We start from the raw sequence: 23,418 nt of genomic DNA on the forward strand, positions 1-23,418 counted from the left end.
GGTTGATGTATTAACTCCATATATGTGACATATGTATGAAGCCAACCAGTACAGAGAAGAATATAAGCGGTATTCAAACAAGTGATTATTCTATAATAATAAAAAATAAATTGGTAAGAGCATACTCTCGTTGATCCGCCACACCTGTTGTGAACAGGCGTTCGAGACTGGGCACTCCGCTCGTGTTACAGACACTCACTACACTCCTGCAAGAATAGGGCCGCTCCCGAGTTCTGCAGCTACCACACAGCTACGTCAGCGACAGCAGGGCAGCTCGTTCTTGGTGTCAGCGTTGCCGCTCGCGTTACTGGCAATACTGCCTCACTCGGTCAGTATGGTCGACCAGCACGTCTCGTGGGAAGTACAACCTTTGTGATACTCGGAATATACGTGACTTGGGACTCGCTTCGCTCCTTCAGAGATCTACCAAAAATCGCATTATTTGTCTGACACGCTACGACTACTCAAACTCCGTTCAGAGCTACGTCTCACAAGACTGTGAGTTAGTCAACAACCGGATAGCGATACCAACACTGCCGACTGTAACTGCTGAAACGAGAATGCGTATGAGTCCACCACCAAGCGCTGCTGTTGTCCCACCGGCAACCGTACTTCCGACAGCAGTAGTCGCTGCTGGTGCGGTAAAGATACAACAGAGACTCACTGCACCGCCGAGTCCGAGGAGCGGCCATCGGCTCGTCGAGTTCGTCTCATCCGCCGAATTTCTGGACGCGTCTGACATCGTATGAACTCTACTAATGCGTTTTCGATTGTTGCGAAGTGACCTCACAGGAAGTGCAGGTTCGCTGCGAGCGGGCGTAGAGGAGACCGACAAAGAGTATGACACTCACGACCCCCAGGAGGGGACGGAGGGGGTTGAAATACGTCATGAGCGCAGAGCTGCTAAACAAGGCAAGCAAGAACGCATTACAAATCGGGCAGCCAAATGCCAAAAAGCCGAGGACGGCACTCGCGGTAGCAGTCTTCTCATCCGTGGACGCCCTGGTTGTTCGCTGGAGCGTATAGAAGCCCAGGAATCCAGCTGTGAGTGCGAGAAATAAATAATCTAGTACAGTCCGTGGGACCATCCGAACATAAATTGGATTGGGAAGTAAGCCAGTAACGACGCCAAAGAGTACGAATGATCCCGCGCTAACGGCCGTCGCCTTGAGGTGTCGCCTCGAGGGTGAGTTCATTCGTCTCCCTGCTTCGTTCTGGAGAACGTAAAACAAACCGGCTGTTTGCTCGTTCGTAGAAAAGCCCCTGTCGCAGTCACAGCCTTCGATATCGATATACTGTATTCCCCACGACATTGGTGGGAGAACCACCGCTTCTTTACACATGACGCGATAAGCGAGCGTATGGAGAGTGGAGAGAACGATTCGTTTGCAACTCTCCTGCAAGTTTTTGCAGACGACTACTCGCGAATGATTTTGCTTGCAGCCGACAAAGAGCCACGAACGGCGAAAGACCTCAGCGGCATATGTGATGCATCACTAGCGACGATTTACCGTCGGCTCTCTACGTTACGAGAACACGACCTCGTTACGGTTCATTCGACGGTCGGCTCCGGTGGCGAACACAAGCAGCTGTTCGAAACGACGATTGACGCATTTCATGTGTCGATTTCGGAGGGGGATCTCAACGTGTCCGTCGAGACGCGTGACGAACTTGCCGACAATTTCACCACACTCTGGGAAAATTTCCGAGAAAGTACATGATTAGTCTGCCAATAATTGTCATTAAACTGATTACGCTGTTACTGAGCTTTTCGGTTGCATATCTTGCTTTCTATGCATACCAGCGAAGTGACAGCTCCCCAATGTTCTATGTGGCAGTTGGGTTCGTTTTCATCGGTGTTGGTGCTATCTGCGAAGGTCTCGTCTACAGTGTACTGGGGACATCGCTGTTTTCAGCAGCCGTCGTTCAAGCAGTGCTCGTCTCGTTTGGGATGCTACTGATTTTACGCTCTATTCTGGCTGGTTCGGAGACACAGGATGTCTGATTCCTTACACAGATGTTCCAGATTGAGTTCAAGAACTTCCGTGTTCATAGCTTCAGGTTGGCCCTGACACCGCGCACTTCCGTCGACCGCAATGGTATGTAGTCGGGCAGTCCTGTTCCTGAACTCTGTTAGCTCATACCTCTCTTCGGTTCAGTATTGTCTTATCTATGCAAAATACATACGTTGGAGTGGTTCAACGGAGCTTCGAAATAGGGCTGAAGCGGACTGCTAAACGGCGATCAATGGCCTCATGTTCGGTTGGATGCACTGGTCACTGACCTTTGGACTGCATTGACGTCCCAGGTTCCCGTGACCGGCCCTTAACCGAATTCCACTCCGGATATGATCTCTTCGAGTCGCATAGCTAGAATTCTGCAATATTGTGAATACCGCGAAATACTTTTGGCTCTGCTGTACCAACCCCTAGACATGAGCGACACGTTCGTGGTCGTCGGCGGTGACGCTGCGGGGATGAGCGCCGCAAGTAAGGCCAAGCGCGAAGACCCAGAGATGGACGTAGTCGTCTTCGAGAAGGGCGAATGGGTGTCCTACGCCGCCTGCGGGATGCCCTACTACGTCAAAGGCGACATCGAGGACTTGGAAGACTTGGTCGCCGTCTCCCCCGAGACATTCCGCAACGAGCGGGACATCGACTTGCGAACCGGCCACGAGGTCGTCGGCATCGACCCCGAGACCGAAACCGTCACCGTCGAGGGTGACGGCGAGGTGTTCGAACAGCCCTACGACCACCTCCTCATCGCGACAGGGGCGACCGCGATCGAACCGCCGTTTGACGGTCTGGACCTCGACGGCGTATTCACTATCCATGATATGGACGAGGCCGACGCCATCGAGGACTACCTCACCGAGCACTCGCCGGACTCAGCGGCGATTGTCGGCGGCGGCTACGTCGGCATCGAGATGGCCGAAGCGCTGTCGGCGCGCGGCATCGACGTCCACCTCTACGAGATGCTCCCACACGTTCTCCAGCCGTTCGGCGAGGCGGTGGCGGAGGCCGTCGAGGACCATCTCCGAGAACAGGGTGTCCACCTGCACCTCGACACCGCTGTTTCGGGCTTTGACGGCGCGGAACGCGTCGAGCGCGTCACCCTCGACGACGAGTCCCATCCCGCCGATGTCGCCATCGTAGGCGTCGGTGTCGAACCGAACGCCGACCTCGCGGCGGACGCTGGCATCGAACTGGGCGAGACAGGCGCCGTCGCGACTGACGAGTACGGCCGAACGAACTACGAGAACGTCTACGCCGCGGGCGACTGCGCGGAGGCGCGACACGTTGTGACCGGCAACCCGGACCACGTGCCACTGGCGCTGACAGCCAATCGCGCCGGCCGCGCTATCGGCCAGACTGTCGCCGGCGATCCGGAGCCGATCGGCGAGATCGCCGGGACGGCCATCGTCAAGGCGTTCGACCTTGGCGCCGCCCGGACCGGAATCGTCGACGAGGAGCGGGCTCGAGAGGCTGGCTTTGATCCGGTCTCAGTCACGATATCGGCGCCGACGCGGGCCCACTACTACCCAGGTGCTACCGAGCTCACCGTCACATTGCTGGCTGACCGGGACTCCGGTCGGCTGCTAGGTGGGAGCGTCGTCGGCCACGAAGGCGCAAAGCGCATCGACACGGTCGCGACGGCACTCACGTCTGACATGACGGTGACCGAGCTCCGGAACGCCGACCTGGCGTACGCGCCGCCGTTCAGCCCTGTCTGGGACCCGATTCTTACGGCGGCGAAAGTTCTCGAGGGGGAGTTAGAGACCGAATGAGCGACACGACTCCCCCGGAGTACGTCCGGGCGCACCGCGAGAAACTGGTCACGCTCGCTCTCGATCTGCTCACGATCGACACGGCGAATCCGCCGGGCGACACGCGTGGGATCGTCTCCAAGATCGAGCAGTTCCTCGAGCCACTCCCAGTAGACGTCGAGCGTGTCGTGGCCGATCCGGCGAAACCGAACCTCCTCGTTCGGGTCCCTGGCCAGGCAGGCCATACGCTGCTGTACAACGGACACCTCGATACAGTACCGTTCGATGTCGACGCGTGGACACACGACCCACTCGGTGAACACGTCGATGACCGCGTCTACGGCCGTGGCGCGACCGACATGAAAGGGGCTGTGGCGTCGATGCTGTTCGCGATTCAAGCCTTTGCAGCCACTGATGCTGATCCACCCGTCGATCTCCTGTTCGCTTTCGTCAGTGACGAGGAGGTGGGTGGTGACGCCGGTCTGCCAGCGCTACTGGAGGGTAGACAGCTCGACGCTGACGCGTGCGTGATCGGAGAACCGACCTGCGAGGCGGGACGGCACTCGGTCACGGTCGCCGACCGGGGGAGCATCTGGTTGACGCTCGAAGCGAGCGGTGAGGGGGCCCACGGCTCACGGCCACCACTCGGCATTAATGCGATTGACCGACTCTACGACGCGGTCGAGACCATGCGTGAACGGTTCGGCTCCAAGCGACTCGAGATTGCCTCTAACGTAGTCCCGATCGTCGATGAATCGGTCGAATACTACGCTCCGTCGATGGGCGAAGATGTTGCTCGTAAGCTGTTCTGGTATCCCTCAATCAATCTCGGCGTCTTCGAGGGTGGCGACGCAATCAATAGCGTCCCGCAGTCTGCCCACGCGGAGGTCGACGTGCGGCTGACAGCTGGTGTTTACACTCCTGACGTACTCACGGAGATTCGGGATTGTGTTGCCGACTGTGAGGGGATCACGATCGCTGATGTCTCTTGGAGTGTCGGCACCGCCGAGGCACCTGACAGCCCGCTCGTCGAAGCCGTCGCGTCGACGGCAACGGCTGTCACGGGCACGCGTGTCTATCGCCGGAGTGCTACGGGCGGCGGCGACGCCAAGAAACTCCGGAATGCGGACATCCCCACTGTCGAATTCGCGCTTGGTACCGACACCGTCCACGCACCCGACGAGTACGTCCCCGTTGACGTGCTCGTTGACAATGCAGTCGTCTACACACAGCTTCCAGCCGCGTGGCGGTTTCAGATGACTCAGTAGTGATCCGGTGACACGATGGGTCTGCCGGCGTAACGTCTCCAGCGGCAGCCTGTTCGTCGAGAAAGACTTAGGTATCTGTATTGTGTACTTGTGGGTGTGAAGAACAATATTAGCGCGACAGACAGGCGAGCTCGGCTTGTTGTCGGACTCGCGTTGGGGCTCATCGGCCTGGCGACACTCGGTGGCCTCCTGGAACTCGGGACGACGGTTGGCGTAGCCCTGTCCCTGTTGGGCTTCATCCTCGTCGGCACTGGGCTCATTCGAGTTTGTCTTCTGTACCGCCTGTTGGGCATCGATACATCCCGCCCCTGATAGCAATGGAACGGTTTCAGAACACTGGCCAGCCCGACTGGGACTGGTGGAGCAAACTCTGGCCGACGCCCGGTGCGACACTCTGGAAACTCGGCATCAAGTCCGGCGAGTCGGTCGCCGAGGTGGGGTGTGGAAGTGGGTACTTCGCGCTGCCGGCCGCCCGCATCGCCGAGCCCGGGTCAGTGTACGCGATTGACCTCGACGAGGCGCTGCTCGCCGAACTCGACCGCCTCGCAGATCAGCAGAACATCGGGAACGTCGTCCCAATTCACGGCGACGCTCGGAACCTGACCGCAGTACTCCCCGAACGTGTCGACACACTTGTCGTGGCAAATACGTTCCACGGCATCGACGACCAGGCGGGGTTTGTCCAGCACGCATTCGACGCAATCGAACCTGGCGGGCGTCTGGTCGTCATCAACTGGCACGAGCGGCCGCGCGAGACGACGACTGTCGGGGGTGAGCCCCGTGGCCCTCCGACGGAACTTCGGATGAAGCCCGGGGAAACCGAAGATACCGTCCTCTCGGCGGCGGCGTTCGTGTTCGATCGGCAGGTCGATCTGCCGCCGTACCACTACGGGCTCGTGTTCGAGCGATAAGCTCTCTCCCGACGAGATGGTCACGTCGCTGGCCGGCACCGGCGCCGCGCTTGGCGAGGTCGCCTAGACGCCCTCAGACGACGACACCCGTGAGAGTATCGAGACGCTGCTGGAGAGTGTCGGTGAAGCGGAGCTCGAACCGCCCGAGTGGGTCGGCCCCGTCGGCCTGCTTCGCGGGCTACGCGACCCGGACACCCAGTACGGGCTCGGCTACCTACTGGCGCTTGCGGGCGCGATTGGCCGTGGGCGTACCACCGGGGAGTCGCACTAACGGGCAACTTCCGATTCGCGTCACCCCACCGCTCGTTTTCGACGGCGGAGTTCTGATTAGGCCTATATTATATTGTATGGTTGTCCCAAGACTATTACCCATCCGGTGCATAGTGTCTTCTAATGGCAACGCAGATCGCGACGACCGACAGTGTGATTCCGCTTGGCGATGACAAAATCGAGACGGTCATCGAGAACAGTGACGTCGCTCTCGTGGAATTCTACACGGAGTGGTGTGGCACCTGCCAGCGAATGAAGCCAATACTCGAAACAATCGCAGTAGACACGGATGCGGCGGTCGTGACGATCGACATCGAATCTCACCTTGAAACAGCAATCGAGTTCGGTGCTCAGAGCACTCCCACGTTCGTCCTGTTCGTGGACGGCCAACCAGTGAAACAGCTCCGAGGTGGCCAGAACGAGCAGTCGCTCCGCGATCTGATCGCTCGGTACAGTGACTGATCTCCGGAGGACGACCGATGAATCATAGAGAACTTCGCGCTGACACGCCCGCCCTGCACGAGGACGTCTACCTGAATTTCGGCGCTCACGGACCGAGCCCGCGGTACGTCGTTGAAGCCGCCGACGAGTTCGTGCGGTCACACGAGTACGAGACGGGCACTCGAAACGACCCCTACGACGTAGCCTTCGACGCGTACGACCGGACACGGGAGCGTGTCGCCGACTTCGTCGGTGCTGACGCCGACGAGATCGCGCTCACGGAGAGTACGACTGCAGGCATCAACGCCGTCGCGAACGCAATCGACTGGCAGCCCGGCGATATTGTCGTTCGGACCGACCTTGAACACCCAGCTGGGACGCTTCCATGGCAACGTCTAGAAGAGCAGGGCGTCGACGTTCGCGTCGTCGAGACTGAGGACGGTCGTGTCGATCTCGACGCGCTCGCCGCAGCCGTCGACGACGCGAGACTGGCGTGTTTCAGTGCGGTGACGTGGACGCACGGCACTCGGTTACCCGTCGCGGACCTCGTCGACATCGTCCACGAGGCCGGCGCGTTCGCGCTTGTCGACGCCGTGCAGGTGCCGGGACAGCTCCCGATGGACGTCACTGAGTGGGGCGCGGACGCCGTCGCAGCGGCGGGCCACAAGTGGCTCATGGGGCTGTGGGGTGGCGGTTTCCTCTACATCGATCGCGATGTCACCGAAACCCTCGAACCCAGGACGGTCGGCTATCGGAGTGTCGAGACGCCGACTGCAGACCCCTACGAGTTCGCGGCTGGTGCCCGGCGATTCGAAGTTGGCTCGGCGAACCCCGCCCCACATGTCGCCCTGGCCGAGGCAATCGATGCGATCGATGAGGTTGGGGTCGATCGCATCGCAGAACAGATCCACCAACTGGCTGGACGACTGGCCGACGGTGTCCCCGACGAACGACTCCATAGCCCGATGACACCCGAGTCGGGTCTCGTGACGATAGACGTCGATGACCCTAAAGCGACGGTCGACCGCCTCGCCTCGGAGGGAATCGTCGTCCGCGCGCTACCGGCGCCAAACGCTATCCGTGCATCGATCCATGCAGTCAACACCCGGACCGAGATTGACCGGCTACTCGACGCGCTCGAATCGGAATGGGTCTGACCCGACGCCGTTCCCAATCGGTGTTGAAAAACCGATAGAGCAGCTATAGCCACTGATACGGAACCTCTGTGCGGCGAGAGAATGGCAGTCCGCCTTAGCTGACCTGCACGCGACCGCTTTCGTTGACGACAACGTCGTGACCACGATACATGAAGTGAATTTCGAGATCAGACGCCGTCGTCTCTTCAACTAACGTTTCGAGTGAATTCGGATCGACGACATCCGCTAGCGGCGGGTCGAGCATGGGCGACTTCGCATCTTCTGCCTCGACGACGGCGTCGACGATTCGAGGTATTAGATTCTTGGACCCGTTCATCGGGAATCAGACCAGGAGTTGGATGTCGGCGTCGGCATGTCCTGTAGGGCTGTCGCCGCACCGACGCCCGTGGTGATGTCATCATAGAAGTCGTTCTCGTCGTAGTCCATCAGGTCGATAGTCATCTGGCAGGCCTGGAACTCGACGCCCATGTCGAGACTCGTCTCGATGAGTTCCTCGATCGTCGCGGTGTCATTGTCCTCGATCTTCTTCTCCATCATCTTCGTCGTCACGCGGTCCATCCCAGGGAGTGCGGCGACGGCGTTCGGCACCGGCATGTTGGGGTTGCCGACGGAACTCAGCTTGAGGTTCTTGGAGCGCTCCTCGTGGAGGATGTCCAGTCCCCAGAACGTGTGAAAGATCGTCACCTCGTAGCCGAACGCGGCGGCGGTGCTGGCGAGGATGAGCGGCGGGTACGCCATGTCCAGCGTACCCTTCGTCGCGATGATGCTCATCTTCTTGCCGTCGTCCTCGTCAGTCGCCTCGGCGAGCGCGTCCTCGAGTTCGTCGACGCGCGCGGCCAGCTTCGTACGCGAGGGCGCGTCGTCAGCCGACGCGTCAGGTGTATCCGTACTCATCGTTACTCCGTCTTCCGGACGTAGTGTTTGTACACGTCGTCGCCTTCCGTCTGGTCGACGAGCTCGACACCGTTAGTTCCAGACGCCCAGCCGTCGATGTCGCTCATGCTCCCCGAATCGGTCGCTAGCACTTCGAGGACCCCACCTTCGGCGAGGCCGTCGATGGGGGACTTCGTTTTCACCACTGGCATGGGACACGATGCACCTTTCACGTCGAGCGTCTCCGTGATGTCGACTTCAGCACTCATTGGTTATCTGCTCCGTTAGCCTGTATTGGAGTTATCGCACAATACCACCTGCCCAAGTAAAAGATTGTCGGCTCTTGTGGAAACTACAAACTACTATTCATCGTAGCATGCGGGGTTAGAAATCCTATTCTCCCACCACTACGGGAAACTCTTATGACCGGGGGAGAATCTTCTACGATAGTATTGCTTAGAATTGGAACTACTATACAAGCGATTTTGTACGTCCATCCAGTAGAAGCGACTGCACAACATGAACGCCGACCACTTCCCGACTCCGGACGTCGACGTGGACCCTGTCGACCCGGAAACGCTGAAGGACCGTATCGACGCCGGCGAGGACGTCACGCTCCTCAACGCGCGCATGCTCTACGAGTCCCTCCAGGAGCGCGTGCTGGCGCTGCCCGACGACACGCTGATCGGGGGTGCGCACTTCAGCGATGCCGCGGAGCCCGCCGACGACGGCACGTACACGGCACCCTTCTGCGTCGGACTCCGATTCTCTCGATGTGAGTTGGATTTTGCGTGGGCACAGAGAGATATTTTCCAATATTCCGACTCGTCACCGGAATTGAACAATATTGTGTATATTGCCCACAACCCTTAATTAGCACTGGTGCGTACGAACTGGTGATGGCAACTGATACTGCATCCGACGCTGGCACCGCCACCACGAACGAACCCCTCCACGTCGCCGGTCAAGCCCAACTCGACGACATCGTCGCCGAGCATGACGTCGTCATTACGGACTTCTACGCCGACTGGTGTGGTCCCTGCCAGATGCTCGAACCCATCGTCGAGACGCTGGCTGCCGAGACCGACGCCACCGTCGCCAAAGTCAACGTCGACGCCAACCAGCAACTCGCTGCCGCCTACGGCGTTCGGGGCGTCCCGACGCTCGTCCTGTTCGCCGACGGTAAGCAAGTCGAGGAAATCGTCGGCCTCAAAGGCGAAGACGAACTCCGGGCACTCATCGAGACCTACACCGAATAAATGACTGAGGACATCCACAACCTCGTCATCGCTGGCTCAGGAGTTGCCGGCCTCTCGGCGGCGGTCTACGCTGCGCGCGCCGACCTCGACCCCCTCGTACTCGAGGGCGACGAACCGGGCGGCCAGCTCACGCTGACGACCGATGTCGAGAACTATCTCGGCTTCCCCGACGGCGTCGGCGGTATGGACCTCATCCAGCGTGGGAAGGAGCAGGCCACGCAGTTCAGCGCACAGTTCCAACACGGTCGCATCGAGGACGCGGTTCTGGATGGGCAGCCGCTGGAGCTGTCGCTGTCGACTGGCGACAAGCTCTACACACGGTCACTGATCGTCGCGACCGGCGCGAGCGCACGCTGGGTCGGCGCCGAGAACGAAGCCGAACTGATGGGCCACGGGCTGTCGACGTGTGCGACCTGCGACGGTGCGTTCCACCGCGGGGATGCTGTTCTCGTCATCGGCGGTGGCGACAGCGCGATGGAGGAAGCGCTTTTCCTCGCGAAATTCGCCGACTCCGTGACAATCGTCCACCGCCGAGACGAACTCCGAGCGTCAGAAATCATGGTTAATCGGGCGCGGGAACACGAGAACGTCAAGTTTGCTTGGAACTCGGAACTCGTAGAGATCGACGGGTCGCAGGAGGAGGGCGTGACTGGAGCGAAGGTCGTCTCACACCCAGACAGCTATCCGCGAAAAAAGTACGAGGCCGGCGAGGACGTTGAAGTCGAGGCGGTCGATGTCGGCGGTGTATTCTACGCCATCGGCCACGAACCAAATACGGACTTCCTCCAGGATACGGCCGTCGTCCTCGATCAGAACGGTTACGTACAGACTGCTCCCGCCGGAGATGCGTGGGCGACGACGGAGACGGCAGCCCACGGGGTCTTCGCGGCGGGTGATGTGATGGACTCTGACTATCAGCAGGCAGTAACCGCCGCCGGCATGGGCAGCATGGCTGCCTTAGACGCAGAAGAGTGGCTCGAATCTGCTGACGCGGCAGTCGCCAGTGGCTCCGAACGAATTTCCACGGAGGCCGGAGACTGATGGGAGCAACTGATAGACGGGAGATCAACACGACGGACCCAGATACCGTCGAGGATCAGGCGGAGCGGGTCATCGTCTCGTTTCGGTCGCCCGAGACGGACCCGAACCAGACCGACGACTGGTGGATCGCAGACAGCGAGTGGCTCCAGGAGAATATGATGGAATACACGTATCGTCGCTACCTCCGATGGGCCCATGCAGGACCGGTTGCTGTCGGCGACGAATGGGACGAGTTCGTCAACTGCGGGTGTGCGAGTCCGGAGGACGTGATCCTCCGCGTCGAAGATATCGAAAGCGGAACCGCAATCGGTTCGGAGACGACGATCGAAGTGGTTCCACGGAAGACTGTCGTGGAAGACGATATTGAGTGAGCAGTGGACTACGTCGAATAGTGACCTTTTTGGCCCGTTCGACGGTGTGGCCACGTTCTCGGAGCAGTTGTTCAAAGACCCGACCAACGTGTTCGTCGAGCAGAATTTGCGTGCCCGTCATTGCCCGGTTTCTTTGGGTTTCAGTAACGATTCCCGAACTCGATTAAGTGCTGTTTCGTTCTCGTTTTCGAGTTCGCGCATCTCGTCGATGTGCGTGTAGTTAAGAATGGCCACCTTGTCCGAGATCGACCGAGCGTCCTCCTGGTCGTGCGTGAGGGAACTATTCAATCGTGGGCGGGGGGCGGGACTCAGAACACCGTCGGGAACACCATGTACACGGCGATACGAGTCACTCTCCGTGACTGATGCGATTATCGTCGCAGCGATGCAGCGAGAGGAGATTGACTACCGCTACTGTTTCGACGGCGGATTCGACAGTGTCTCTGCGCTCACTCGCCTCACGACACCCGATAATCCGTTTGAGCAATGACCGAGACACGCTGTGGAGTTAGTACGACGCTTGAAACCTCTCACCGCGTGCCAGTCTCAACAAGGCTCATCGTTTGTGCCGAGCGGCTCTCGCTTTGAGTCCTGTGTTGGGAGGTCCGTCACGCCCGTTGTGAACCTGACCTCGGGACTGGTCGCTTCCGGTCCCTGCAGCTAGCACACAGCAGTGTCAGCGGCGGCAGGGCATGTGCCACCGTGTCAGTCTGAGTTCTGTGCGGAACTGCTTACTTTGTTGATGGGGGTTTCCGATCTCATACTATTGATTCGGCAGATGTCACCCGGCCGCTGGTGACTGCTCTGTGGTACTCTCACCGCTAAGGCGGCCTTCAGCGAGCGCGAATAGCGAATCAAGTCCAATAGCCAACAGGGCACCTGGAATTGCGCCCGCCAGTAGCTGTGGGGTGTCAAACAGCGAAATGCCAGTAATGACCCAGACACCAAGACCGCCGCCACCAATGAAGAACGCGAGGTACGCAGTCCCCACGTTGAGGACGGCACTGGTCCGGATTCCAGCGAAGATAACGGGGAGCGCCAGCGGGAGTTTGATCTTTCGCATGATTTGGCGTTCCGTCATCCCCATTCCACGCGCTGCCTCGATCGTGTTTTCGTCGACATTTTCGAGTCCGGCGACCGTGTTGGTCAGGATTGGTAGCAGCGCGTAGGTGAACAAGCCAACTAGTGCTGGGAAAAACCCGAGTCCGAGGAGCGGAAACACGAGCGCGATGATCGCGAGCGTGGGAATCGTCTGGGAAATATTCCCGAGCCCCATGACGATAGACTTCGTCCGCTCGTTCCGCGTCGCAACGATACCCAGCGGGACGGCGACGGCGATCGCTAATCCAACCGAGACGAGGACGAGCGTCAGATGTTCCTGAAGGAGGCCAAGAAACTCGTCGAAGTGAGTCACCAGGTGGGTATACGCCGCGAAGAGGGTGTCGATGAACGTCATTGCGTTCCGGCACCCCCGTTGGCTTGATGCTCGCGAATGCCTTGCTCCGTGACGACTCCAACTGTCTCACCGTCGCTGACGACTGGTAATGAATTGGTATCGGCCTCGATCATTCGTGAAAGCGCAATATCGACTGTCTCCGTCGGCTCGACGAACTGGTCGCCGGCTCCGTTCGCCATCGGCGTGGCGGTCTCCGCTGTATTGGTGGTATCCGACGCTTGTGTGAGTGTCTGCTCTGTGGGAGTGGTCTGCTCCTGCTCTTGCATGATCTCCCGGATCGGCGTTATCTGGAGGTTTTTGAGCGCTCGGTCGGCACCGATGAACTCCTCGACAAAGTCGTTCGCAGGGTTCTCGAGGATCTCTTGTGGTGTCCCGTATTGTACGAGTTCTCCGACGTCAAAGATGGCGATCTTATCGCCCATTTTCAATGCCTCGTTGATGTCATGTGTGACGAAGAGAATTGTCGTGTCGATCCGGTCTTGAATCTCGAGGAATTCGTCTTGAAGCTCCTCACGCGTGATGGGGTCGAGCGCACCGAACGGCTCGTCCATCAGGAGAACGTCTGGGTCCGCCGCAAGCGCACGGGCAACGCCGATTCGCTGTTGTTGTCCACCGGAGAGCGCATTCGGATACTGCTCGCGGTACGTCTCTGGGGGGAGCCCCATTAGTTCGAGTAGTTCGTCGACACGGTTATCGATGCGCGTTTGCTCCCACCCTTTAAGTTCGGGGACCGTCGCGATATTTTCTGCGACAGTCATGTGGTCGAAGAGACCGATCTCCTGAATGACGTAGCCGATATCCCGACGAAGGTCGACTTTGTCGAGGTCGTGAACGTCGGTCCCGTCATAATAAACCGTCCCTTCTGTGGAGTCTTGCATTCGGTTGACAAGCGTCATCGTCGTGGTCTTGCCACAGCCGGACGGGCCGACGAAGACCGTCGTAGTCCCCCGCTCGACCTCGAAACTGATGTCTTCGATTGCGACCGTCTGGTCCGGGTAGACCTTAGTGACATCGTCGAACTTGATCATAGTATCCGATGCGTCTGTCGTGGTTGTCGTGTTCGTGTGAGTCATGCTATCGACCTCTGGACGAGTCGCGTTCCGAGAGTCGGTTCGATTTCTTCGCCGTTCTGGAGTCTGAACATCTGTTCGAGAACTCGGAAGCCGTAATCGAAGGCCAGTGCCAGCAATGAGACGATTACCGTCGAAACAACGATGGCAGCCGGGTACGCCTCACTGATCCCATTGAATATCGGGTCACCGAGATTGTTCGCGCCGATGAACGCGCCGATGGCAGCGATACCGACCAAAATGACGACGGCGTTCCGGACGCCAGCCATGATGACCGGGATCGCTTGTGGGAGCTGGAGCCGCCAGAGCCGTTGTCGTTTCGTCATCCCCATGCCTCGGCCAGCCTCGATCGTGGCTTCATCGACCTGGGTAAGCCCGAGATAGGTGTTTCTGATAATAGGCAACTGTGCGTAGAGCACGAGAGCGATGACGACTGGGATTTCGCCGATACCGACTACGGGAATCAGGAGTCCAAAGAGCGCGATGCTGGGGACTGTCATCAGCATGCTTGCACCCCAGAGAATGCCTTGTCCGAGGCGGTCATTGTAGGTACAGAGAACGCCCAGCGGCACCCCGATAACTAGTGCGAGCCAGACGGAGTCGACGACGACGATAATGTGGTTAGCGAGGAGCTCCCAGAGGAGGGATTCGTTCTTGATGAAGTACTCGACATAACTGTTCACGAACAACGGAAACAGCTCGAACGAGAGCGACATTAGAGCACCCCCGTTTCCTGCAGATACTCCTTGGCGACTGTCTGTGGGTTGATTTTGTCGAGTGCGACGCGTTTATTGAGTTTTCGCATCTGGTCAGTGGTGAGGCCGTTACTCGCCTTGTTCAACGGAGCGCGGATAGCGGGGTTCGCTTCCAGCGTCGGCATTCGCACCAGTGGCGCTGCGTTGTAGACGGGGAAGAACTTCTTGTCGTCTTTGAGTACCCGTAGATCGAATTGGAGGATACGTGGATCGGTGTTGAATCCGACCCCGATATCTGCGTTCCCCTCACCGACGACCTGATACAAGAGCCCGGAGCCGATGTTTTTGACCTGCATCTGTTGTTTTGTCTCCCCGAAGCCGTAGTGTTCGAGTAGTCCGGGCCACCCGTCCGACCGACTCTGGAACTCCGCGTTTAATGCGGCTGTAATGTTCTCACTCGATTTCTTGAGATACGAAACGAGATCAGAGAGCGTCTTCACCCCCGTCTTCTTCGCCCAACTCGGATTTGCCATAATGACGTAGGTGTTGTTGAGCGGTGCCCGCTGCAGGAAGGTGAGATTGTGTTCCGTTTCGAACTCCTGTTTCACTTTCTGGTAAAGTTTCTCGGGCTCGGTGATTACCGAGTCGTGTTTCGGTGGCAGCGTCTGCCAAGCCGTTCCGGTGTACTCCCAGTATAGCTGTATCTCGCCGGAATCCACTGCCCGAAAATTCGTCGTTGTGCCACCGAGACCAACCTGGTCGCCGATATTGAGATCCGTGTTCGCAGAGAGCGCCTCGTAGGCGAGATATCCGAGAATCTCCTGCTCGGTGAATCGCTTGGAGCCGACTTTGATCGAATCGCCCCGTAACTGCGTCGAAAGGGTGAGACAGCCGGATGTTCCCACGACGCCCGCTGTGGTGGCGATACCACCTCCTCGTCGTAGCAAGCCACGCCGTGTCACTTGACTTGGCATACCCTCCCTTTCCGGAACGAGATACCTAATGATTGACTCGCACAAATCAACTATTTATATACGGTCGGAAAGCTTGACCAGCTCTCTGCTGCCAGTCCGCATCGTGAACGTTCTCTATGTGGGTCGAGAGCGATATCACGACCGGCCTGAAGCGTCGCCCTCGTCGCGGCGAGAGCGTCGAACCGGGTTCTTGGCGCGAGCAGCCTCTATTGCCTCGGGAACAATGTCGGCCGAGACGGTTGGCACACTGTCGGTCGTGGCGGCGAGAACGTCACCTCGGGGGCCAGCAACGAAACTGTCACCCGCGTGCTGGCGTCCAAGCTGTGAACCGAGGTGGTTCGCGCCAACGACATAACACGTCTGGTCCAGTGCACGAGCACGACAGAGGAGTCGCCAGTCACGGTCGAACGACTGCCGCCACGCTGCACTTACGGCAAGCACGTCACAGCTGGCCTCGCTGTATTCGAGTGCACGTTCCGGGAAGTTCAGGTCGTAACACAGGAGGAACCCGACGCGACCAATCGGTGTCTCGACCGTCGTGGGTTCGGTCCCTTCCATAAAGACCGTCGCTTCGTCACCCCACAAGTGTTGCTTGCGGTACGTCGCCTCGACGCCGTGCTCAGAGACGTATACGAGCGAGTTGTAGATATTGTCGCCCACGGCTTCGGGGATACCGACGACGAGGTCTACAGCCGTTTTCCGTGCAATTTCACTCACGCGCTCGGTTGTTGGCCCTGGGACTGGCGTCTTCGCGGCTGACGCAGTATCAAGATCGTAGCCCGTGACACACAATTCTGGAAAGACGGCGAACGTGACAGGCTCCGAGAGGTCTCCGGCGAGTTGCTCGATACGGTCGAGATTCGCTTCAACATCGCCAACGGTCGGTTCGAACTGACATGCTGCGATTTGTGGGTGAGTCATGGTCGCCTGTACTGCCTCTGAAGATCGCGCATACTCGATCTTCGTCCCGTGACTGGCCTAATCCTTGGCACCTACATTTCCTGCCCTTAAGTCACAGCGGGGATCGACGTCGAGGGTATATATATCCAATACAAGTTTGCCCTGAAGTTTACTGGGGTCTCTCCGCTAGCGTCTCCTATACGATGTCAGGACAGCAAGCCGAGCAGTCGACTGGATCAGAGGCGACAGCTCCGACACTCATCGACTGTGATATCCATCAGAAGTGGAAGGACCCGCAAGAGGTCGTCGAATACCTCCCCGATCGATACAAAGACCGCGGTGTGCAGTCCCCCAACATCCTCTACGATAACGTTGCTGAGTTCTCACGCCGCGATGCAGTGCCGGACGACGGCGGGCCTGCTGGGTCCAGTGTCGAGAAGATGAAGGAGCATCATTTCGAGGAGTTCGGGGTAGATTACGCGATTTTGACCGGCAACTCGTATCTCAACCTCGCTGCCCTACCGAACCGCGACTATGCCGCTGAACTCGCGGTCGCGAACAACAAATGGGCTATCGACAACTGGCTCTCGGAAGGCGGGCCGTTCGTCGGATCGCTCATCGCGGCACCACAGAAACCCGAGCGCATGGCGGAAATGATACGTGAACTCGGCGATCATCCTCGCGTCGTTCAGGTCGTCATGCCGATGGCGGCTCAACTCCCGTACGGCCACGAATACTACTGGCCGATGTACGAGGCGGCAGCGGAGATGGGGCTGCCGATCGCTATGCACCCCTATACAGAGGGACACGGGACGACGCGGCCAGCGACGGGCGCGGGGCATCCCAATACCTATTTCGAGTGGCATACTCTCTTGGGAACCTACGCGATGGGGCAACTCGTCAGCCTCGTCGCCGAGGGCGTTCTCGCGAAGTTCCCCGACCTCAATTTCGTCGTCATCGAGGGCGGGCTCAGTTGGGTGCCACATTTCCTCTGGCGGATGGACAAAGACTGGAAAGCGCTCCGTGCACAGGTGCCCTATCTCCAGAAACCACCGAGCGAGTATATTCGAGACCAGGTGCGCTTTACCACCCAACCGATCGAGGAGCCGGAAGACCCCAAGCAGCTCCTCCAGATTCTGCAGATGATGCACGCCGAGGAGACGGTGATGTTCGCCAGCGACTACCCACACTGGGATACCGACTCACCGCTGTACGCGCTCCCGCCAATGCCCGAAGAGATGGAACACGCTGTGATGGCTGGTAACGCACAGGAACTGTATGGACTTCCGGACGACCCCGCGAGTCTCCCAACCAACTGAGAGTGATTCGATGCAGGAACGATTCGAAATCTGTCCGACTGACGAACTGCCACCCGGTGAACGAACTATCGTCGAGTTACGCGGCCACTCGATCGGCGTGTTCAACGTCGATGGCGAATACCATGCGTTGAAGAATGACTGTCCACATCAACGTGCCCCACTGTGTAAAGGGAAGGTGACAGGGACGACGTCTGCGGCAGAACCTGGTGACGTGGAGTGGAAAGACGATGGCAAGATACTGCGCTGTCCATGGCACGGTTGGGAGTTCGACATCGCGACTGGAGAATCAGTGTTCAACCCCCACCGGGTTCGAGCGCGGTCGTTTGATACCGCCGTAGAGCCCAGCAGCGAAGACGATAATTCGGCGGCCACCGCTACTGACGGGTGTGATTGCGGGGTAAATATCGAGGGCGACGAACCCCCCGTCGATACGTATACTGTCGACGTCGAAGACGAGCAAGTTGTCGTCTATCTCTGATGAGTACGGCCCAAGCAGTCCGGTTCGTACAGTCGGCAACAGTCAGTGATACACCTAGCGTCGAGCGACACGTGAAAGCGCGCGTTCTCGACACGCTCGCCGCGATCACTGCCGGGTATCGACAGGACGGCGTCGACATCGTCCGGGACTATGCCCGATCCCGGCTCGGTGGAGACGAGGCGACGCTACTCGATGGATCAGGAACAACGCTCACCACCGAAGGAGCGACCCTCGCAAACGGCATCGCTGCGAACGCACTCGACATCGACGACGGTCACCGTGAGGTCAAGGGACATCCAGCCGCAGTGGTTGTCCCGCCCGCGCTCGCCGTTGCGGACGCAGTCGAAGCATCCATTCCAGAATTCCTCGATGCCGTCTTTGTCGGCTACGAACTCGCCGTCCGGGCGGGGTTGGCGATTCACGCGCTGGACGATGTGTATACCGGGACTGGGTCGTGGGGGGCAGTCGGTGCAGCCGCAGCGACAGCTCGCCTGTGTGAGTTTTCGGCCCAGCAGACGATACACGCACTCAGCGTCGCCGAGTATCACGCACCCCGAACACCCATCATGCGGGGCGTCGAGAAACCGGGGATGACGAAAGACGGTATCGGCTGGGGCGCGTATGCTGGTGTAGTCGGTGCACAACTGGCACAGGATGGCTTTACTGGGGCCGGGACTGTTTTCGATGACAGCGATGTGACTGAAACACTCGGAGCGCAGTTCCACGTAACGGATGGCTACTTCAAGCCGTATCCGTGCTGTCGCTGGGCACAGCCTGGTATCGACGCTGTCTCGACACTCATGTCACAGCACGATATCGATTCCTCGAATATCGAGTCGGTTCGCATCTCGACATTCGAGGAGGCCACGCATCTTCGCACTCGTAACCCCAGCACCCCAGAGGAGGCACAGTATTCGTATCCGTACCCGGTCGCGGCGACACTTGTCCGTGGACGGTTCACACAGGCCGAACACGCAGAGGAAGCCCGGACGGATACAGAGATTCGTGCACTTGCTGACCGCGTCGAGTTCACCGTCGACGAGACACTCGATGCGCGATTCCCAAGTGAGTGTCTCGCCCGTGTGGACATCAAAACGGATGATAAAACGTACCAATCAGATGTCACGCGGGCTAGCGGTTCCCGGGACTCGGCTCTGTCCAGTGCCGAGCTACGAGAGAAGACGAGACAGCTGGTTTCGCCGACGCTTCCACCAGGTGCGATCAAAACGATCGATAAAGCGCTTGATACTGATCAGCCGACCTCAGCACTCCTGGAACCGTGGTCGATGTAAGCGAACGTGTTCGTCGTGAACACCGAGAACCTTTACCCGCGCTTTGTGTTGTCACTAGTAATGCTCACAGCGAGGGTGTGCGTCCAGTACGCTGACGACTGGACGGCCGAGCTCGCCAATATGGATGTCTTCGGTGAGTTCGTCGCGTCCACGTTCCGAAATAATCGCTATATCGGAATGCTTGCGATAGAATCACAGGACTGTGACGCCGTTCGGGACGTCATTCGGGCTGACGATACTGTCGAGACGATCGACCTCGTCGAAGAGTACGAAACCCACGACGGCCGCTGTGCCTCGACGATGCTGCTTCGAGGACGACTCACAGAAGTGACGCCCTTACAAGCACTCATGTACGACGGGTTCCTTCCCCTAGGTCCGACACAGTTAATTGATGGGCGTGAGTGTTTTGACCTCTTGTTGAACGACCGTGACGAGCTTACGGACGCGATCGATCTCCTCTCGGAGTTCGGTAATGTCACGGTCGAACGAATTACACAGGACTTTCGGCGAGAAATCATGCCGAGCCGAACTGAGTGGCAGTCGTTACTCTCGTCGATACCACCGCGACAGCGTGAGTTGCTGAACACGGCGGCTGAGCTTGGCTATTTCGAGATTCCACGACAGGTGACTCTCGAAGAGGTCGCCAACGAGATGGATATCACGAAGACGACTGCCTCTAATCACCTTCGGAAAGTAGAGCAGGCGTTCGTTGAGTTCATTCTCCCGTATGTCAATTTAGCTGTTCAAGAGGATTAGTTCGACTCTCCTCTCGTCTCGGTGGTGCTACGTTTCTCACGGATCGTTTCCCAAATTTCTGTGGCCTGCTGGAGCGGCTGACAGTCTGGATCCGTGTGGATATGGCTGCGAGTGCCGACGCCGACTGGCCCACGTTTCTTGATCCAGAGTATTTCGCTCGACGTTGGTACAGTATTATGGTCGTTTTCTATATAAGTGGATTTACGCATTTCGGCTGCCAGCGGGACCAGCGATCAAGAATGTTTTTGGTCTGTCTCCCAGCGTAGAACTGTCGTTCTCAACACTGACCACTAAGTCGTCCCCCCGAGTATATCCGTTAATTAATGGCTGTCTCCGCTTCGACGGACACCGAATCCTGGTATTCGCGGGGACTAAGCCAGATTTACGACACTCTTGAAGTCGATTCAGATGGCCTCTCGACCGAGGAGGCTGAAAGCCGACGCTCGGAACACGGACCGAATCGCCTGCCGAAGGCGAAGCCGGTCACAGTCTGGCAAATCTTCTTCCGTCAGTTCAAGAACCCGCTCATCTATATTCTCGCCATCGCGGCAATCGTCTCGTTCGCCATCGGCGAGGAGACTGACGCCGGATTCATCGCTGCGGTACTCTTGGTCAATGCGCTAGTCGGCGGTATCCAGGAGTGGCGTGCGGAGCGCAGCAGCCAGGCACTCCAGCAACTTATCCGTACCCGCGCGACGGTCATTCGCGATGGGGAGACACACGACATCGATGGAGAAGATGTCGTCCCGGGCGATGTCGTGCTCCTCGAATCGGGCTACCGCGTTCCTGCAGACATTCGCCTGGTCTCCACGCATGGTTTGGAGATCGACGAGTCGGCACTCACCGGCGAATCAGCACCCATCCTGAAAGACGAGGAGTGGGCAGGCGACGACCGGGCCCCACTCGGAGATCGGCGCAACATGGCCCATGCCGGCACTGTGGTTAATCGAGGCCGAGGCCGCGGCGTGGTCGTCGAAACCGGTTCCAACACAGTCGTCGGCCGACTGGCGGAGGACGTCACGGCCGTTGAGGGTGGGCAGCCACCCCTCGTGACGCGCATGGAGCGGTTCACCCGAATCGTCGGCCTCGTCGTCCTCGTCGCTGCAGCGATCACCGCACTTCTCGGGATTTTCGTCCAGCAGTACGACGCCGTCGAGATGTTCCTGTTCGCCGTGGCACTGGCCGTGTCGGCGATTCCCGAAGGACTTCCCGTCGGAATTACCGTCGCGCTGGGTGTCGCTAGCCGGCGAATGGCCAAGGTCGGCGTTATCGTTCGCCGACTGGTTGCCGTCGAGGGACTCGGAAGTTGTACGATGATCGCATCGGACAAAACCGGGACGCTGACCGCCAACGAGCTAACCGTCAAACAGGTCCAACTCCCCGATTCGAGCACATTTGAGGTGACCGGCGAGGGGTACGCACCAGAAGGGAACGTGCTTCAAGACGGGCATCCTCCGAAGCCAGACCTCGCGGACGAGTTGTCTCGTCTCGCCCGAGCATCTGTCCTTTGCAACGAGGGTCACCTGTCTCGACGGAACGACGAGTGGACGTGGCGCGGTGATCCGACCGATATCGCCCTCCTCGCGCTCGGTCGCAAGCTCGGGTGGTCCCGCCAGTCGGCCCTCGATGCGCATCCACAAACCGACGAGATTCCCTTCGAACCCGAACAGCGTTATGCGGCTACGTTCCACCAGACAGACGATGAGACACAGGTATTCGTCAAGGGCGCACCCGAGCGCGTTCTGGAGATGTGCACGGATGCAAGCGAGGGTGAATTTTCACATTCAGTACTCCAGCAGCAGGCAAACGAGATGGCTCACGAGGGATACCGTGTGCTCGCTGTTGCGGAAGGAACCGTAGAGACTGACACGGAACTGAAACAGCCGCCGTCCGAACCAACTGACCTGACGTTTCTGGGCTTTCTCGGGTTGATTGACCCGCTTCGGTCCGGCGTGGCGGAGGCGATTGCGTCGGCACAGCAGGCAGGTATCACAGTCACGATGATCACCGGTGATCATCCGGAAACGGCACTCGCTATCGCCCGGAACCTCGGGCTTGCAGAGTCAGCGGACGAGGTTACCACTGGGACCGAGCTGATGGACGCCTCGCAAGAGAAACTCGCAGAGATCCTCGAAACGACCCTCGTGTTCGCACGCGTCTCGCCTGACCAGAAACTCAAGATCGTCGAAGCCGCACGCGGACTCGGTCACTACGTGGCTGTGACGGGCGACGGCGTCAACGATGCCCCAGCGCTTCGGCAGGCGAACATTGGAATCGCTATGGGAAAGATGGGTACAGACGTTGCCCGCGACGCGGCTGAACTTGTCATCAGTGACGACAACTTTGCGACGATAGTCGCAGGTATCGAACAGGGCCGTGTTGCGTTCGACAATATCCGCAAGGTCATTTTCCTGCTCATCTCCACCGGCGCTGGCGAAGTCACCCTCGTCCTGTTGAGCTTGGCGGCGGGACTGCCCCTCCCATTGGTGCCCGTCCAGATCCTCTGGCTGAATCTCGTCACGAACGGGATTCAGGACGTCGCCCTCGCCTTCGAACCCAAGGAGGGAGACGTATTGAATCGGCCGCCGCGCTCGCCGGACGAGCGGATCTTCAACCGGATCATGATTGAGCGGACACTCGTTTCTGCGCTCGTTATCGGTGTGATCGGATTTGGAACGTTCGTCTGGTTACTGGATCAGGGGCTCTCTGAAGCCGCCGCTCGCAACCACCTGCTACTGCTGATTGTCCTGTTCGAGGTCGTCAACATTGGCAACGCACGATCCGAGACGACGTCGCTGTTCCGTCTGTCACCACTGCAGAGCCCGATCTTGCTTACCGGGACGATTGCAGCGTTCTTGGTCCACATCGGGGCGATGTACTTCCCGCCCGCGCAGGCGGTCCTCGGAACGGCACCTGTCAGTCTGGAACAGTGGCTCGTTCTCGGCGGGATTGCCCTGACCATCGCAGTCGCTATCGAACTCCACAAACTGAGCTGGAAGGTGCGGTACCCCCCGCGCTCTGAGACAGCGGGACAGTCACCCTCGGAAACTCACGAGAAGGAGGCATAGAAACTGATGCATCGACGACGAGGCGTTAGAGACGTTCGACGCGTTCGTCGACC

Annotated in this window: 26 protein-coding genes and 3 pseudogenes; 19 read left to right on the plus strand and 10 right to left on the minus strand. The window is 58.7% G+C overall.

The window, feature by feature from the left end; translation table 11 throughout:
- Positions 1-755 precede the first annotated feature (755 nt).
- On the minus strand, positions 756-1,196 hold the full coding sequence (locus tag E4S61_RS26860) for a hypothetical protein (RefSeq protein ID WP_135306171.1): 441 nt from the start codon (positions 1,194-1,196) through the stop codon (positions 756-758).
- A 165-nt stretch (positions 1,197-1,361) separates the two neighbouring features.
- Here E4S61_RS26860 and E4S61_RS22105 point away from each other — a divergent pair, with 165 nt between their 5' ends.
- The 9 genes and pseudogenes from E4S61_RS22105 (at position 1,362) to E4S61_RS22145 (ending at position 7,813) form a co-directional block, all read left to right on the plus strand.
- A complete protein-coding gene (locus tag E4S61_RS22105; protein ID WP_135306094.1) occupies positions 1,362-1,721 on the plus strand; it encodes a winged helix-turn-helix domain-containing protein in 360 nt (119 codons plus the stop codon).
- Positions 1,718-2,005, plus strand: coding sequence for a DUF7521 family protein (locus tag E4S61_RS26865; RefSeq protein WP_135306095.1), 288 nt, complete (start codon positions 1,718-1,720; stop codon positions 2,003-2,005). Before E4S61_RS22105 ends, E4S61_RS26865 begins: the two co-directional genes overlap by 4 nt.
- 429 nt (positions 2,006-2,434) lie before the next feature.
- Positions 2,435-3,787, plus strand: coding sequence for an FAD-dependent oxidoreductase (locus E4S61_RS22115; protein WP_135306096.1), 1,353 nt, complete (start codon positions 2,435-2,437; stop codon positions 3,785-3,787).
- The gene (locus tag E4S61_RS22120; RefSeq protein WP_135306097.1) at positions 3,784-5,034 is read left to right on the plus strand and encodes a M20 family metallopeptidase; all 1,251 of its coding nucleotides are present in this window, start codon (positions 3,784-3,786) and stop codon (positions 5,032-5,034) included. The genes E4S61_RS22115 and E4S61_RS22120 overlap by 4 nt, the downstream gene beginning before the upstream one ends.
- A gap of 90 nt (positions 5,035-5,124) precedes the next feature.
- A complete protein-coding gene (locus tag E4S61_RS22125) occupies positions 5,125-5,346 on the plus strand; it encodes a YgaP family membrane protein (protein WP_135306098.1) in 222 nt (73 codons plus the stop codon).
- 5 nt (positions 5,347-5,351) lie between these two features.
- Positions 5,352-5,945: a class I SAM-dependent methyltransferase gene (locus tag E4S61_RS22130; protein ID WP_135306099.1), complete on the plus strand. Its 594-nt coding sequence runs from the start codon at positions 5,352-5,354 to the stop codon at positions 5,943-5,945.
- 10 nt (positions 5,946-5,955) lie between these two features.
- Positions 5,956-6,216 (plus strand): annotated as a pseudogene (locus E4S61_RS26870) (DUF1641 domain-containing protein); the annotation flags it as partial.
- Between the two features lie 122 nt (positions 6,217-6,338).
- Entirely contained in the window at positions 6,339-6,677 is a 339-nt protein-coding gene (locus tag E4S61_RS22140; protein WP_209309588.1) for a thioredoxin family protein, read from the plus strand.
- A gap of 17 nt (positions 6,678-6,694) precedes the next feature.
- Entirely contained in the window at positions 6,695-7,813 is a 1,119-nt protein-coding gene (locus E4S61_RS22145) for an aminotransferase class V-fold PLP-dependent enzyme (protein ID WP_135306100.1), read from the plus strand.
- Positions 7,814-7,907: 94 nt separating this feature from the next.
- Here the strand turns inward: E4S61_RS22145 and E4S61_RS22150 are convergent, their stop codons facing one another.
- From E4S61_RS22150 to E4S61_RS22160, 3 genes and pseudogenes are all read right to left on the minus strand, one after another.
- Complete coding sequence (locus tag E4S61_RS22150) at positions 7,908-8,129, minus strand: HalOD1 output domain-containing protein (RefSeq protein ID WP_135306101.1); 222 nt, start codon at positions 8,127-8,129, stop codon at positions 7,908-7,910.
- 6 nt (positions 8,130-8,135) lie between these two features.
- Positions 8,136-8,707: pseudogene (locus tag E4S61_RS22155) on the minus strand (DsrE/DsrF/DrsH-like family protein).
- A 2-nt stretch (positions 8,708-8,709) separates the two neighbouring features.
- Positions 8,710-8,955: a sulfurtransferase TusA family protein gene (locus E4S61_RS22160; RefSeq protein WP_135306102.1), complete on the minus strand. Its 246-nt coding sequence runs from the start codon at positions 8,953-8,955 to the stop codon at positions 8,710-8,712.
- Between the two features lie 352 nt (positions 8,956-9,307).
- On the opposite strand from E4S61_RS22160, the pseudogene E4S61_RS22165 reads away from it, so the two are divergent.
- The 4 genes and pseudogenes from E4S61_RS22165 to E4S61_RS22180 all read left to right on the plus strand — a co-directional run.
- Positions 9,308-9,433, plus strand: a pseudogene (locus tag E4S61_RS22165) (MBL fold metallo-hydrolase); the annotation flags it as partial.
- A gap of 152 nt (positions 9,434-9,585) precedes the next feature.
- A complete protein-coding gene (trxA, locus tag E4S61_RS22170) occupies positions 9,586-9,945 on the plus strand; it encodes a thioredoxin (protein WP_135306103.1) in 360 nt (119 codons plus the stop codon).
- Positions 9,946-10,986: an NAD(P)/FAD-dependent oxidoreductase gene (locus E4S61_RS22175; RefSeq protein ID WP_135306104.1), complete on the plus strand. Its 1,041-nt coding sequence runs from the start codon at positions 9,946-9,948 to the stop codon at positions 10,984-10,986. It abuts the gene before it with no gap.
- On the plus strand, positions 10,986-11,357 hold the full coding sequence (locus E4S61_RS22180) for a hypothetical protein (RefSeq protein WP_135306105.1): 372 nt from the start codon (positions 10,986-10,988) through the stop codon (positions 11,355-11,357). Before E4S61_RS22175 ends, E4S61_RS22180 begins: the two co-directional genes overlap by 1 nt.
- A gap of 117 nt (positions 11,358-11,474) precedes the next feature.
- Here the strand turns inward: E4S61_RS22180 and E4S61_RS26005 are convergent, their stop codons facing one another.
- A complete protein-coding gene (locus tag E4S61_RS26005) occupies positions 11,475-11,645 on the minus strand; it encodes a hypothetical protein (RefSeq protein WP_209309592.1) in 171 nt (56 codons plus the stop codon).
- A 70-nt stretch (positions 11,646-11,715) separates the two neighbouring features.
- Here E4S61_RS26005 and E4S61_RS26605 point away from each other — a divergent pair, with 70 nt between their 5' ends.
- On the plus strand, positions 11,716-11,847 hold the full coding sequence (locus E4S61_RS26605; protein WP_280663824.1) for a hypothetical protein: 132 nt from the start codon (positions 11,716-11,718) through the stop codon (positions 11,845-11,847).
- A 291-nt stretch (positions 11,848-12,138) separates the two neighbouring features.
- Here E4S61_RS26605 and E4S61_RS22195 read toward each other — a convergent pair whose 3' ends face one another.
- The 5 genes from E4S61_RS22195 to E4S61_RS22215 form a co-directional block, all read right to left on the minus strand.
- Entirely contained in the window at positions 12,139-12,813 is a 675-nt protein-coding gene (locus E4S61_RS22195) for an ABC transporter permease (RefSeq protein WP_135306106.1), read from the minus strand.
- A complete protein-coding gene (locus E4S61_RS22200; RefSeq protein WP_135306107.1) occupies positions 12,810-13,886 on the minus strand; it encodes an ABC transporter ATP-binding protein in 1,077 nt (358 codons plus the stop codon). The genes E4S61_RS22195 and E4S61_RS22200 overlap by 4 nt, the downstream gene beginning before the upstream one ends.
- Entirely contained in the window at positions 13,883-14,599 is a 717-nt protein-coding gene (locus tag E4S61_RS22205; RefSeq protein ID WP_135306108.1) for an ABC transporter permease, read from the minus strand. Before E4S61_RS22205 ends, E4S61_RS22200 begins: the two co-directional genes overlap by 4 nt.
- Complete coding sequence (locus E4S61_RS22210) at positions 14,599-15,552, minus strand: glycine betaine ABC transporter substrate-binding protein (protein ID WP_135306109.1); 954 nt, start codon at positions 15,550-15,552, stop codon at positions 14,599-14,601. Before E4S61_RS22210 ends, E4S61_RS22205 begins: the two co-directional genes overlap by 1 nt.
- Positions 15,553-15,687: 135 nt before the next feature.
- Positions 15,688-16,473 (minus strand): carbon-nitrogen hydrolase family protein, encoded by a 786-nt coding sequence (locus E4S61_RS22215; RefSeq protein ID WP_135306110.1) that lies wholly within the window; start codon positions 16,471-16,473, stop codon positions 15,688-15,690.
- A 182-nt stretch (positions 16,474-16,655) separates the two neighbouring features.
- On the opposite strand from E4S61_RS22215, the gene E4S61_RS22220 reads away from it, so the two are divergent.
- From E4S61_RS22220 to E4S61_RS22240, 5 genes are all read left to right on the plus strand, one after another.
- Positions 16,656-17,771: an amidohydrolase family protein gene (locus E4S61_RS22220; RefSeq protein WP_135306111.1), complete on the plus strand. Its 1,116-nt coding sequence runs from the start codon at positions 16,656-16,658 to the stop codon at positions 17,769-17,771.
- A gap of 10 nt (positions 17,772-17,781) precedes the next feature.
- Positions 17,782-18,249 (plus strand): Rieske (2Fe-2S) protein, encoded by a 468-nt coding sequence (locus E4S61_RS22225; protein WP_135306173.1) that lies wholly within the window; start codon positions 17,782-17,784, stop codon positions 18,247-18,249.
- A complete protein-coding gene (locus tag E4S61_RS22230) occupies positions 18,249-19,541 on the plus strand; it encodes an MmgE/PrpD family protein (RefSeq protein WP_135306112.1) in 1,293 nt (430 codons plus the stop codon). The genes E4S61_RS22225 and E4S61_RS22230 overlap by 1 nt, the downstream gene beginning before the upstream one ends.
- A gap of 60 nt (positions 19,542-19,601) precedes the next feature.
- On the plus strand, positions 19,602-20,297 hold the full coding sequence (locus tag E4S61_RS22235) for a helix-turn-helix domain-containing protein (protein WP_135306113.1): 696 nt from the start codon (positions 19,602-19,604) through the stop codon (positions 20,295-20,297).
- Positions 20,298-20,620: 323 nt separating this feature from the next.
- The gene (locus tag E4S61_RS22240; protein ID WP_135306114.1) at positions 20,621-23,365 is read left to right on the plus strand and encodes a cation-translocating P-type ATPase; all 2,745 of its coding nucleotides are present in this window, start codon (positions 20,621-20,623) and stop codon (positions 23,363-23,365) included.
- The last annotated feature ends 53 nt before the right edge of the window (positions 23,366-23,418 follow it).

It is taken from the genome of Haloarcula amylovorans (assembly GCF_004681185.1).
GTDB lineage: Archaea > Halobacteriota > Halobacteria > Halobacteriales > Haloarculaceae > Haloarcula > Haloarcula amylovorans.

Excerpts from the sequence above, each read along its gene's own strand:
- E4S61_RS26860 (WP_135306171.1), bottom strand. The coding sequence starts at position 1,196 with ATGAACTCACCCTCGAGGCGACACCTCAAGGCGACGGCCGTTAGCGCG.
- E4S61_RS22105 (WP_135306094.1), top strand. The coding sequence starts at position 1,362 with ATGGAGAGTGGAGAGAACGATTCGTTTGCAACTCTCCTGCAAGTTTTT.
- E4S61_RS26865 (WP_135306095.1), top strand. The coding sequence starts at position 1,718 with ATGATTAGTCTGCCAATAATTGTCATTAAACTGATTACGCTGTTACTG.
- E4S61_RS22115 (WP_135306096.1), top strand. The coding sequence starts at position 2,435 with ATGAGCGACACGTTCGTGGTCGTCGGCGGTGACGCTGCGGGGATGAGC.
- E4S61_RS22120 (WP_135306097.1), top strand. The coding sequence starts at position 3,784 with ATGAGCGACACGACTCCCCCGGAGTACGTCCGGGCGCACCGCGAGAAA.
- E4S61_RS22130 (WP_135306099.1), top strand. The coding sequence starts at position 5,352 with ATGGAACGGTTTCAGAACACTGGCCAGCCCGACTGGGACTGGTGGAGC.
- E4S61_RS22140 (WP_209309588.1), top strand. The coding sequence starts at position 6,339 with ATGGCAACGCAGATCGCGACGACCGACAGTGTGATTCCGCTTGGCGAT.
- E4S61_RS22145 (WP_135306100.1), top strand. The coding sequence starts at position 6,695 with ATGAATCATAGAGAACTTCGCGCTGACACGCCCGCCCTGCACGAGGAC.
- E4S61_RS22150 (WP_135306101.1), bottom strand. The coding sequence starts at position 8,129 with ATGAACGGGTCCAAGAATCTAATACCTCGAATCGTCGACGCCGTCGTC.
- E4S61_RS22160 (WP_135306102.1), bottom strand. The coding sequence starts at position 8,955 with ATGAGTGCTGAAGTCGACATCACGGAGACGCTCGACGTGAAAGGTGCA.
- trxA (WP_135306103.1), top strand. The coding sequence starts at position 9,586 with ATGGCAACTGATACTGCATCCGACGCTGGCACCGCCACCACGAACGAA.
- E4S61_RS22175 (WP_135306104.1), top strand. The coding sequence starts at position 9,946 with ATGACTGAGGACATCCACAACCTCGTCATCGCTGGCTCAGGAGTTGCC.
- E4S61_RS22180 (WP_135306105.1), top strand. The coding sequence starts at position 10,986 with ATGGGAGCAACTGATAGACGGGAGATCAACACGACGGACCCAGATACC.
- E4S61_RS22195 (WP_135306106.1), bottom strand. The coding sequence starts at position 12,813 with ATGACGTTCATCGACACCCTCTTCGCGGCGTATACCCACCTGGTGACT.
- E4S61_RS22200 (WP_135306107.1), bottom strand. The coding sequence starts at position 13,886 with ATGACTCACACGAACACGACAACCACGACAGACGCATCGGATACTATG.
- E4S61_RS22205 (WP_135306108.1), bottom strand. The coding sequence starts at position 14,599 with ATGTCGCTCTCGTTCGAGCTGTTTCCGTTGTTCGTGAACAGTTATGTC.
- E4S61_RS22210 (WP_135306109.1), bottom strand. The coding sequence starts at position 15,552 with ATGCCAAGTCAAGTGACACGGCGTGGCTTGCTACGACGAGGAGGTGGT.
- E4S61_RS22215 (WP_135306110.1), bottom strand. The coding sequence starts at position 16,473 with ATGACTCACCCACAAATCGCAGCATGTCAGTTCGAACCGACCGTTGGC.
- E4S61_RS22220 (WP_135306111.1), top strand. The coding sequence starts at position 16,656 with ATGTCAGGACAGCAAGCCGAGCAGTCGACTGGATCAGAGGCGACAGCT.
- E4S61_RS22225 (WP_135306173.1), top strand. The coding sequence starts at position 17,782 with ATGCAGGAACGATTCGAAATCTGTCCGACTGACGAACTGCCACCCGGT.
- E4S61_RS22230 (WP_135306112.1), top strand. The coding sequence starts at position 18,249 with ATGAGTACGGCCCAAGCAGTCCGGTTCGTACAGTCGGCAACAGTCAGT.
- E4S61_RS22235 (WP_135306113.1), top strand. The coding sequence starts at position 19,602 with ATGCTCACAGCGAGGGTGTGCGTCCAGTACGCTGACGACTGGACGGCC.
- E4S61_RS22240 (WP_135306114.1), top strand. The coding sequence starts at position 20,621 with ATGGCTGTCTCCGCTTCGACGGACACCGAATCCTGGTATTCGCGGGGA.